Raw genomic sequence first — 10,737 nt, 5'->3', positions numbered from 1 at the left:
GGCCTGTCACGCCGGGGGTCGCGGGTTCGAGTCCCGTCCGCTCCGCCACTTCTTCAGAGTGTCATCTCTTAAAACTGACGATAGGGGTGTAGCTCCAATTGGCAGAGCAGCGGATTCCAAATCCGCGTGTTGGGGGTTCGAATCCCTCCACCCCTGCCACATTCAAAGCCTCAGCAGAAATGCTGGGGCTTTTTCGCGTTTTGTTTTCATACCTTTTTGCTTTGTGCCTTTCAATTTATTGTATCTTTTTATCATTTAGTGCTTTCAGCTACACTAGGAGCATGAATCTTAGAGAGGTCTACTTATGCCGCACTTTCGTTCTCGCGCTATTGATTCAGCGCGAGTTGCTGAGTTGTCTGACTCCCTTCTTGAACCCTTAAAGCCTTTGATGGAGTGCTCTGAAGAAGATTTTACGTTTGAGCACATATCGGCCTCTTTCTATTTCAAAGGAAAGGCTGGAAATGATTGCCCGTTTGTCGAAGTACTTTGGTTTGATAGGGGGCAAGACACGCAAGATAGCGTTGCACAAATTATCACTGAACATGTCAGAACGTGCCTGAATAACAAAGAACAAGATGTCGCGGTGATTTTTAGCGCCCTTGTTCCCTCGCAGTACTATGATAATGGAAGTCATTACGGATGAGCCTGTGGCGCCGTCGATCGATAGTTGCAGGCTCCCTTGCTCTTATGATTGGGGGGCTTGCTTTGAACAGTTTATTTACTGTACCTGATTCGGCGCAGCTTTACGCGGCAGGTCGTCAGCCAGCTGTTGAATGCCGTTTGTACCCGCTTGATACGGCATTGAATGTCGATGAACCGTTGACTGTGTCTGTGTGGAATATCTATAAGCAGCAGCGCCAAGGCTGGGATCGCACCTTAACGGAGCTTGCTGAGGAAAGTCAGCTCATTTTATTACAAGAGGCTACAGGCAAGCCCGCATTGCATAGATGGATAAACGCGCAAGGTCTTCATGACGACCAAGTCTATGCTTTTTCCTTTATCAATAAAGTTGCGGGTGTGATGACATTATCGCGTAATGCGCCACGTGAGGCATGCGCTTACAGAGCGATGGAGCCTTATCTTAGGCTTCCTAAAAGTGCTATACGAACGGTTTATCCGTTGAGTGACGGTCGCCTTCTAACCGTCATCAATCTTCACGCAGTAAATTTCACCGTTGGTACTGAAGAGTATCAGCAGCAGATCAACGCACTCGTTGATGCGATTAAAGCCTTTGAGGGGCCACTCATCGTCGCGGGTGACTTTAACAGTTGGAATTCAGCTAGAAATAACGCCATGAAAAAGCGTATGGGTTCGGTTGGGTTAAGACAGGTAGATTTTCAGAGCAAAGATGATCGCCGTTTGCGTGTATTTGGTATGCCTTTAGATCATGTGTTTTATCGTGGTTTATTGCTTGAAAAAGCGAGTGTGGTGGACACTGATACCTCGGACCATACTCCCCTTGTTATCAGGTTTCGATTCCAACCTTAATTGTGCTTGAGCATAAAGAAAAGGAGCTTTCGCCTCCTTTTCTTTATGCACTGACATTATTGATATTAATGTGAAGTTTGAGCTTTTGACCCGGTTGCAGGTATGAGCCTTTCTTCAGTGAGTTCCACTGTCTGAGTTGCGTGACGGATACCTTGTATCTTGCGGCGATACTGCTCAATGAGTCGCCACGGCGTATTTGATAGACAATGGTTTTAATACGGGCTCCACTCTGGCCTTTTTTCCAGATAACCAGTTTCTGGCCTGGGCGCAGGGTATCTTTCGGGCTCATCCCATTCCAGCGTGCTAACGTTTTGTGTGAGACCTTGTATTTCTTCCCTATGGTCCAAAGGCTGTCTCCACTGGCGACAGTGTGTGAAACTTTGTAGTCACCATGTGGCTGGCTGGTGATTTTTGCAAGTCGCTGTGAAGAGCTCAAAGTGTAATGGGCTTCATCTTGTATCGACTTTGGAATCAACAAGTGTTGTCCTGCTCTGATACGCGTGCCTTTGAGCTGGTTAGCACGTTGTATAATTTTGACCGTCGTGTTGTTTCTTTGTGCGATAAGTCCGAGGGAATCACCACTTTTAACTTTATAGCGAACAACCTGAACACCACGATTTTTATTCTCAGCGAGCTCTCGTTGGAATCGGTCTACTTTATCCAGAGGGAGCAGAAGGTGGTTAGGGCCTTCAGGAGCGGTTGCCCAATGGTTATAGCCAGGATTTAATTTCTGAAGCTGTGATAAGGTGAGGCCAGCATAGTTTGCAGCCAGAGCCAAATCCATCTGCATTTTGGGTTCAACTTTTACAAGGACGGCTTTGTTGTCGATCGCGGGTAAGTCAAAGTTGAAATATTCTTTATTCCTAACTAAATCAGCGAGAGCAATCAACTTGGGTACGTAACCGCGTGTTTCTTTGGGTAAATCCAATGCCCAAAAATTAGTTGGCTTACCCGCTTTCCTGTTGTTCCTCATAGCCCGAAAAACTCGACCTTCCCCAGTATTATAAGCGGCTAACGCCAACAGCCAGTCGCCATCAAATTTACGGCTCAGGTAAGTCAGTAAATCAAGTGCCGCATCGGTTGAGGCTTCAATGTCCCGTCGGCCGTCATACCACCAGTTTTGAGCAAGGCCAAAACGCTTACCGGTCTCAGGAACAAATTGCCACAGACCTGCAGCCCTGCCATGAGAATAGGCAAATTGGTCATAAGCGCTCTCTACAACAGGAAGCAGTGCCAACTCCAGCGGCATTCCTCTCTGTTCAATCTTTTCGGTGATCATGTAGAGAAAGGGCTTGGCACGCTCAGAGACAGTCACCATGTGAGTAGGGCGTTTGAGGTACCAGTTGCGATAATAATCTACGCGCTTATTGTCGGGTATGTCGAAATAGAGCTGCATGGCGATACGTTGCCAGACATCATCCTGAAGTTGAGGGACTGGGGCTTCAGGCGCAACGACTTTTAGCTCAGTAGGCTCTGTCGCTTCTTGTTTGACAACCTCAGTTGCAATAGAGGGAGGATTTTCAGACGTTTCCGTCTCGGTTGATGTTGTATCCGGTGTCTGAACAAGGCTACAGCCTGACAGAACAAAAAAACTCAAGATCAGAAAGCGGATCTTCATTGTAGGGAAACCTTCGATATTCCGTGTATGTATTATGATGCGTATATTTTTGAAACCTGTTTTATCTTACTAAAACTCATCCTTCCATCGACGAAGTTCTGTAAAGGTTTCGAGTTCGTTTGATACGTCTTTTCGATGACTTACTGCGTTAATGACATCATCATTATCGCACCTTAGGAAAGGATTGATGGCTTTTTCAACACCAATCGACGATGGTAAGGTAATGAGTCCTTTTTTGCGGAGCTCCCTCACACTTTTTTCGTAACTGAGCAGTGTGGAATTGCTGGCGTCGACGGTTGTGGCAAAACGTAGGTTTGCAGCCGTGTATTCGTGGGTGCAATAGACTTCTGTCTCATCAGGCAGGGACTTCAGCTTTTGCAGAGACTGCAGCATTTGCTTTGGCGTGCCCTCGAAAAGTCTTCCACAGCCCGCCGAAAAAAGTGTGTCGCCACAAAATACTTTTCCGCCCGTCAAATAAGCAATATGGCCTCTGGTATGGCCAGGAACATCCAAGACGTTAAATGTTGCTCCCAGTAATTCGAACGAACTAGCTTCATGCAATTTATGTGTAACGCCCGCGATAGATTCGTTTTCAGGCCCGTACACGGGGATACCCGGCCATTGACGGGTAAGTGTGTCGATACCGCCAGTGTGATCAGCGTGATGGTGGGTAATCAGAACCCCAACAAGCTCAAAAGACCTATTTTTCAGATGGTTAATGACAGGAGTTGCGTCGCCTGGGTCAACAACAATACACTGATTATCATCATTATTTAGCAGCCAGATGTAATTGTCAGTGAATGCAGGTATGCTTGTTACAGATAGCATTTTAATTTCTCCAGCTGCCCGAAAAATATGAAATCAGCACGTAGTCGCCGTCCATTGGAATATCCTTATACATGGGAACAGTTTGCTCATGGTGAGTGGGCGTGCAGGCATATCCAGTGCCGGCTGGATGAGTGGTTGCCAAAATTCTTCGGCTATCACCTCCTGAAACTCGGTGGCCTGAGCTGTGAACTGACCAGCGCTCATTGTAACATTCAACACCAGATTTGCATTGATAAGATCAATCCGTTGCGTAATGTTGAGGCCGACTGCTACCAACTGCCTTTCGTCGATAAAGCCTTTGATGTCTGTGTGTTAGCCAATCAGCTAGATTTTACAGAAGATCCACATCGTCTGCTTCGTGAAGTGGATAGGGTGATGATAGACGATGGGTACATTGTTATATCTGGGTTAACCCAGTAGCATGATGGGTGTTGGCCGCCTTTTGCCATGGCGAAAGGGACACCTTCCATGGAACGGCAGAATGTTTACCCCGCTTCGGATAAAAGACTGGTTGGGGGTTCTGAATTACGAAATCGTCGAGCTCTCGTGCTTTGGGCTGTTTCCATCGAAAAAAGAGAGAGCAAGCGGGTTTTGGTTTGAAAGCACTTTTTCGGCGCTTGTCCCTGCACTTGGCTCTCTGTATTTCATTGTTGCGAGAAAACGCACTTACCCACTTAAACCCATCAAACCGGCATGGAAACTTAGAAAGGGTTTTTCTCCGCTGGGCGTCAATTATCGCGCCCGCTCCGATATTGAAATGTAATGTTTCTGCTTAGCTTGTCTGATAACCGAGGTCGGTGAGTGTTGGACTTGATGCAGCTTCTCTGGCCAATACATCACAACGTTCATTTTCAATATGACCTGCGTGACCTTTAACCCATAACCACTCGACACGATGACGCTGCGTCTCCGTATCTAGCTTCTGCCATAAGTCTGCATTTTTCACAGGCTTTTTATCTGCTGTTTGCCAGCCTCGCTTTTTCCAATTGTGGATCCATTGGGTGATCCCCTGACGGACATACTGGCTGTCCGTAGTCAGCGTTACAGCACATGACTCCTTCAGGCTAGCCAGCCCCTCAATAGCGGCGAGCAATTCCATGCGGTTGTTTGTTGTTTGAGTAAACCCTTGGCTCAACTCTTTTTCGTGCTGCTTGTAGCGTAAAACAACCCCGTATCCGCCCGGACCGGGATTTCCAAGACAAGAACCATCCGTGAAAATTTCTACCTGTTTGACCATATTTGTTAGTATCGTTGTCAACGAATCGCTAAGTCTTACATAAGTGTTGCTATGAAAGCCAGTCACAACAGAATCATCGTACTTGATACGGAGACAACCGGTATGAACCGGGAGGGTGGACCTCACTATGAGGGACACAGGATCATTGAAATTGGTGCTGTGGAGATCGTTAACCGCAAGCTCACGGGTAATCACTTTCATGTATACATCAAGCCTGATCGCGAAATAGACCCAGAAGCCATTGCTGTTCACGGGATCACTGACGAATTTCTTGTCGATAAACCGGAATATCAAGACATCCATAATGAGTTTATTGAATTTATCAAAGATGCTGAGCTTGTTGCCCATAATGCCCCCTTTGATGTTGGCTTCATGGATTATGAGTTCAGGAAGCTGGATTCAGGCATTGGCCAGACAACAAATTATTGCAGTGTTACCGATACACTGGCGATGGCGAGGAAGCTGTTCCCAGGTAAAAGAAATAACCTTGATGTGTTGTGTGATCGCTATGGCATAGATAACTCCCACCGAACGCTGCACGGCGCATTGTTGGATGCCGAAATCCTTGCCGATGTGTTTCTTCTGATGACGGGCGGCCAGACAAAGCTGGCATTCTCTGACTCTTCTTCAGCAGGTGGAAGTGATCCGACATCAATTCGTAAGGCAAGCCGGACAAAATCGCTAAAGATCATCGCTGCTTCTGCCGATGAACTAAGTGAACATGAATCGCAGCTGGATACCTTGGAGAAAAAAGGCAGCTGCCTCTGGCGTACATAGGGAGACATTATGGGATATCGGTGGGCAACAGGCATAAGTTTACTTTCATGCCTGATGCTGTCTGGCAATGCTTTGGCAGAGATGCCTGCAGAGCCAGTTGAGATGAAAATACTCGATAACCGATTCCGCATTGACCCGACCATGAGTCAGGTTACGTTTGTCATCCGCAGAATAGACGACACCAAGTCTGCTGTCCTTGTAAGGCCTGATGGTAAAAAGTACTACAAATCTCGCCACCCTGATTACGTGTATTGGCAACAGACGCCAGAGATGGATATTGTTTCGATCACCAGCCTATGCCGGGCCCTTGGCAGGCTATCGGTGAGGTGTCGCCTGACAACAAAGTTCAAATCATGACGGATTTGAAACTCCATCTTGATGACTTTCCCTCAACGCTTTACGAGGGCGAGAATATTAAGATGACTGCCCGTGTGATGTTAGACGGGAAGAAATATATTCGCCGGGATTTTATCAATAAAGTCGTGTTGAAAGTCTCCTTGACCGAAATCATTGAGAAGACATCTGACGATGAGATTTTCGATGAGCCCAAAACGTTTCCGCTTGGTAAAGTGATGGACGACGGCAATGGCTATGACGAATTACCTCGCGACGGCGTATTCACTGCGGAGTTTGCCATTAAAGCGTCACCCGGGAAATACATGTTGCGCGCTGAAACGGGTAACGGCATATTCTTTAGGGCGTTAGAAAAAGAAATCCTTGTTTACCCCTCTCCTGTGATGGCGGTATTCAAGCAAAGTCGGCGCAAGATTAACCCTCACCTTTTGCTCATCGAATCCGATCCTGCCAGTGTTCAGCAGGGGTCGTTGGCCGTCCATGCCGAGTTTATTGATAGCAAAGACAATGTCTCCTTGTTTCAGGGGAGCTCTGTTCCCGGGCTGAGTTATCTGGAAGTTGATGTTATCAACTTCGAAACTCCTGGCGTTCACCGCTGGCATGCCTGGTTGTATGCCACAGACAAAGTGTCGGGTAGGCCTTTGATTTTCCCTGTTGCTGAACAAACGTTTGAAGTTGAGGATTTTGCGGTTCTTGAGCAAGCCAGACTAGAAAAAGAAGCCGAAGAAGAAGCAAAGCGTCTTGAAGAAGAGGCCGCTAAAATTGCTGAGAAGAAAGCGGCAGATAAGAGTACAGCCCTTATCACTATCATTGGTGGTAACAGTCTGTTGTTGATTCTTTTCTTAGTAAGTTGGTTCGTCTATAGAAAAATCAAAGCGAAAAAGCTGGCAGCGGAAGAAGAAGGCGACGAAGATGAGTTACCAGAAGATATTGATGATGAACCGACTGAAGGTGAAAAAGCCGCCTGACACTTTCACGGTAATGTAAAGTTCGTAAAGCCGCAATAAAAAAGGGAGAAGCCATGCTTCTCCCTTTTTGTATATCAACTCAGCTTACGCTGCAGTTGTAGTCTTCTTTGTTCTTGCTCGCGCTGGCGTTTTTTTCTCAACTTTCGGCGCGTCTTTTCCGGTTTGACCTGCTTTGAGATAATCAGAGTCGAAATCATCAACGTTGATTACAGACAGTCGACCTTCTTCAGCAAGACGTAACAAGTCAGCTTCTTCTTCCGTAATTGCATTCGCTTCGAGACCAATTTCTGCCAGCTTATCAAGGAACATAAATGGCAGCTTCTCGCCTTTCGCTTTGCAAATCTTCGCGTGGATTGGCTCAGCTTTCAGGATATCCAAAAACGCTTTTTCCAACAGACCGAAGTTATTGAACTCAGTAGGCTCTCTGAACTGGTTGTGGCCAATACGGTCACGTGTTGCGCCCGGAGTCTGGATAATAGTTGCAACTTGACCGTCAAGAATATCGGAAGTTGGCTTACGGCTAGTACCAAATGGGAACAGCAACACTTTCAGAGGCGCAGCAACGAAACGGAACGTAAAGTTGTCTAAGAAATCGATAACAGCACGTTCTGCTTTGTACATCGCGTCTTGACAACCCCAGTGAACCAGTGGCAAATCGTCTTTCTGATAGCCATCATCCGCATAACGCTTGAGAATTGATGAGCTGATGTAGAGTTGACTTAAAACGTCACCCAGACGTGCTGAGGTACGCTCTTTACGCTTCAGGTTGCCACCCATGGTTGCCATAGCAACGTCTGTCAGGAATGGCAGCATAGCGCTATAACGGTTCATTTGCTGGTAGTAACGTTTTGTCGCGTCTTTACGAGGCGCTGAAGAGAAGCGACCGTCAGTTACGCTCAACCAAATGGCACGAGCCATGTTGCTGAATACAAAACCAATGTGACCAAAGAAAGCACTGTCGAAGTCTCTCAGAGATTTTGACTTGTCCGCTTCTTTTGCTGCGTTCATTTCAGCAAGGACATAAGGGTGACAACGAATTGCACCTTGACCAAAGATAACCAGACAACGGGTCAGAATGTTTGCACCTTCTACCGTTACTGCAATTGGTGCTGCTTGGTACGCACGGCCTGCAGGGTTACTTGGACCAAGACAGATACCTTTACCACCTACAACATCCATAGCGTCTACGGCGAGCTTCTGAGCACGGTCAGTGGAGTGATACTTCATGATAGCCGAGATAACCGATGGCTTCTCACCCATATCGATAGCTGCTAGCGTCAGACGGTTCATTGCGTCAAGCACATACGCGTTACCACCGATACGTGCCATTGGCTCTTCAATACCTTCCATTTTACCGATAGGCAGTTTGAACTGGCGTCTGATACGTGCGTAAGCACCTGTTGCTAGTGCACCGGTTTTCGCGCCTGAGGCTGCTGCCGCAGGGAGAGTAATAGCACGGCCTACTGATAGACACTCAACCAACATACGCCAGCCGTGACCGGCCATCTTCGGACCACCGATAATGAAATCGATAGGAACAAAGATATCTTTACCGCGAGTTGGGCCATTCATGAATGGCATGTTTAGCGGGAAGTGGCGACGGCCTGTCTCAACACCTTCTAAGTCAGTTGGGATCAGTGCGCAGGTAATACCTAACTCTTCTTCACCACCCAATAGACCTTCTGGATCTTTCAGTTTAAATGCAAGACCAAGAACGGTAGCAACAGGAGCCAGAGTGATATAGCGCTTGTTCCAGGTAAGTGACATACCCAGTACTTCTTTACCTTCCCACATGCCTTTACAAACGATACCTTCATCAGGAATCGAACCAGCGTCAGATCCCGCCTCGGGGCTCGTCAGTGCAAAACATGGGATTTCTTTACCTGCAGCAAGACGAGGCAGATATTGATTTCTTTGATCTTCAGTTCCGTAGTGTTGGAGCAGTTCGCCTGGACCAAGACTGTTTGGAACGCCTACCGTTGCGGCCATGACGCCAGATACCGTACCCAAACGCTGTAAGACGAGCGATTGTGCGTACGCAGAAAACTCAAGACCACCATATTTCTTTTGGATGATCATAGCGAAAAACTTGTTGTCTTTCAGGTATTGCCAAACTTCCGGAGGCAGGTCAGCACGTTCGTGAGTGACTTCCCATTCGTTAACCATGGCGCAAACTTCGTTAACAGGACCATCGAGGAAAGCCTGCTCTTCCGCGCTTAAGCGTGGAGCAGGAACATCGTGGAGTTTATTCCAGTCAGGTGCACCGCTGAAAAGGTCAGCGTCCCACCATACGGTACCTGCATCGATAGCTTCTTGCTCAGTACGAGACATTTCCGGCATTACTGACTTGAATGCTTTCAGTACAGGTTTAGATAACCAGTTCTGACGGAAAGATGAAACATTGAGTATTACTGCTACGACAAAGAAAATGAGCCAAGACATCTCGCCGACAATATCAAGCAGAGAGCCCACTAAAAGTGTGGCTGCCGCTACAGCGGTGAAAAGCTTCAAGCTGGCCTGATGATATGCCAGAACAGCAAGAACACCGATAAAGGCGATGACAAAAAGGGCCGTTTCCATACTTATTTCTCCTATTACACGCAACCCAAAACAAAAAGGTAAGAGGTCATACCACTTAATTGTAAGCAAGTTTTTACTCGAATGTAAAACCCTAAGGTAATGAACCATGCCTCATAAATGAGAAAAGCTTTTGTGAAACTCGGTGTTTAACGATATTTATTTTTGAACTCAAGGGTAAAGACTATGTGCGTTCTAATGTCGACACGTCTCTTACTTTACAGGTAAACTTCCCCTTAACCGCATGTGAACTGAAACGGCATGCGAAAATGACAAATTTAACAGAGTATTCCCATGTACCAAGATTTGATTCGTTCTGAACTTAATGAAGCTGCTGATGTACTGAGTGCGTTTTTAGCGGATGAACAAAACATCGCTAACATTGAGGCTGCTGCCAAGTTATTGGCTGAGTCGTTTAAACATCGTGGTAAGGTACTATCGTGTGGTAACGGCGGTTCACACTGCGATGCGATGCACTTTGCGGAAGAACTTACTGGTCGTTATCGGGAGAATCGTCCAGGTTACCCGGCGATTGCAATTTCTGATCCCAGCCACCTTTCTTGCGTGAGCAATGATTTTGGCTACGAGTTTGTGTTCTCGCGCTATGTTGAGGCAGTAGGTATGGAAGGTGATGTGTTATTTGGCCTCTCGACCTCAGGTAACTCAGGGAACATCCTCAATGCGATTGACGCGGCAAAAGCGAAAGGAATGAAAACCATTGCGCTGACGGGCAAAGACGGCGGCAAAATGGCAGGGCTTGCGGATATTGAAATCCGAGTTCCTCACTTCGGTTACGCGGACAGAATTCAGGAAATTCATATCAAGATCATCCATATCCTGATCCAGCTGGTCGAAAAGGAAATGGAAAAGTAAAACCACAACACGAGATA

The 10,737-nt window shown here is 46.9% G+C and carries 10 protein-coding genes, 1 tRNA gene and 1 pseudogene; 8 read left to right on the top strand and 4 right to left on the bottom strand.

Annotated features, from left to right (window positions below):
- The first annotated feature begins 82 nt into the window (after nucleotides 1-82).
- The 3 genes from CS022_RS20985 (at nucleotide 83) to CS022_RS20975 (ending at nucleotide 1,488) form a co-directional block, all read left to right on the top strand.
- Nucleotides 83-159: transfer RNA gene (locus tag CS022_RS20985), tRNA-Trp, on the top strand.
- Nucleotides 160-304: 145 nt separating this feature from the next.
- Nucleotides 305-643 carry a DUF1904 family protein gene (locus CS022_RS20980; RefSeq protein ID WP_129123892.1) on the top strand — a complete coding sequence of 113 codons (339 nt, stop codon included), beginning with the start codon at nucleotides 305-307 and terminating at the stop codon, nucleotides 641-643.
- Nucleotides 640-1,488, top strand: coding sequence for an endonuclease/exonuclease/phosphatase family protein (locus CS022_RS20975; RefSeq protein WP_129123891.1), 849 nt, complete (start codon nucleotides 640-642; stop codon nucleotides 1,486-1,488). The genes CS022_RS20980 and CS022_RS20975 overlap by 4 nt, the downstream gene beginning before the upstream one ends.
- A gap of 43 nt (nucleotides 1,489-1,531) precedes the next feature.
- On the opposite strand, the gene CS022_RS20970 is transcribed toward CS022_RS20975, so the two are convergent.
- Together CS022_RS20970 and gloB are read right to left on the bottom strand one after the other, a co-directional pair.
- The gene (locus CS022_RS20970) at nucleotides 1,532-3,106 is read right to left on the bottom strand and encodes a LysM peptidoglycan-binding domain-containing protein (RefSeq protein ID WP_129123890.1); all 1,575 of its coding nucleotides are present in this window, start codon (nucleotides 3,104-3,106) and stop codon (nucleotides 1,532-1,534) included.
- Between the two features lie 69 nt (nucleotides 3,107-3,175).
- Nucleotides 3,176-3,934, bottom strand: a complete 759-nt coding sequence (gene gloB, locus CS022_RS20965; RefSeq protein ID WP_129123889.1) for a hydroxyacylglutathione hydrolase — start codon at nucleotides 3,932-3,934, stop codon at nucleotides 3,176-3,178.
- Between the two features lie 27 nt (nucleotides 3,935-3,961).
- Here gloB and CS022_RS20960 point away from each other — a divergent pair.
- Nucleotides 3,962-4,697: pseudogene (locus CS022_RS20960) on the top strand (methyltransferase domain-containing protein).
- 9 nt (nucleotides 4,698-4,706) lie between these two features.
- Here the strand turns inward: CS022_RS20960 and rnhA are convergent.
- Nucleotides 4,707-5,171, bottom strand: coding sequence for a ribonuclease HI (gene rnhA / locus CS022_RS20955; protein WP_129123888.1), 465 nt, complete (start codon nucleotides 5,169-5,171; stop codon nucleotides 4,707-4,709).
- A gap of 51 nt (nucleotides 5,172-5,222) precedes the next feature.
- On the opposite strand from rnhA, the gene dnaQ reads away from it, so the two are divergent.
- From dnaQ to CS022_RS20945, 3 genes are read left to right on the top strand one after another with little or no spacing between them, the layout of a single operon-like run.
- A complete protein-coding gene (gene dnaQ, locus CS022_RS20950; RefSeq protein WP_129123887.1) occupies nucleotides 5,223-5,948 on the top strand; it encodes a DNA polymerase III subunit epsilon in 726 nt (241 codons plus the stop codon).
- A 9-nt stretch (nucleotides 5,949-5,957) separates the two neighbouring features.
- Complete coding sequence (locus CS022_RS26825) at nucleotides 5,958-6,305, top strand: hypothetical protein (protein ID WP_235869835.1); 348 nt, start codon at nucleotides 5,958-5,960, stop codon at nucleotides 6,303-6,305.
- The gene (locus CS022_RS20945; RefSeq protein ID WP_235869834.1) at nucleotides 6,302-7,270 is read left to right on the top strand and encodes a TIGR03503 family protein; all 969 of its coding nucleotides are present in this window, start codon (nucleotides 6,302-6,304) and stop codon (nucleotides 7,268-7,270) included. Before CS022_RS26825 ends, CS022_RS20945 begins: the two co-directional genes overlap by 4 nt.
- An 84-nt stretch (nucleotides 7,271-7,354) precedes the next feature.
- On the opposite strand, the gene fadE is transcribed toward CS022_RS20945, so the two are convergent.
- Entirely contained in the window at nucleotides 7,355-9,850 is a 2,496-nt protein-coding gene (gene fadE / locus CS022_RS20940; RefSeq protein ID WP_129123886.1) for an acyl-CoA dehydrogenase FadE, read from the bottom strand.
- 291 nt (nucleotides 9,851-10,141) lie between these two features.
- Here fadE and lpcA point away from each other — a divergent pair, with 291 nt between their 5' ends.
- The gene (gene lpcA, locus CS022_RS20935) at nucleotides 10,142-10,720 is read left to right on the top strand and encodes a D-sedoheptulose 7-phosphate isomerase (protein ID WP_129123885.1); all 579 of its coding nucleotides are present in this window, start codon (nucleotides 10,142-10,144) and stop codon (nucleotides 10,718-10,720) included.
- Nucleotides 10,721-10,737: the final 17 nt, after the last annotated feature.

This window comes from Veronia nyctiphanis, assembly GCF_004116385.1.
In the GTDB taxonomy this organism is placed as follows: Bacteria; Pseudomonadota; Gammaproteobacteria; order Enterobacterales; family Vibrionaceae; genus Veronia; species Veronia nyctiphanis.
The sequence above is the reverse complement of the archived record's forward strand: the minus strand, read 5'-3'. Positions and strand labels throughout refer to the sequence as shown.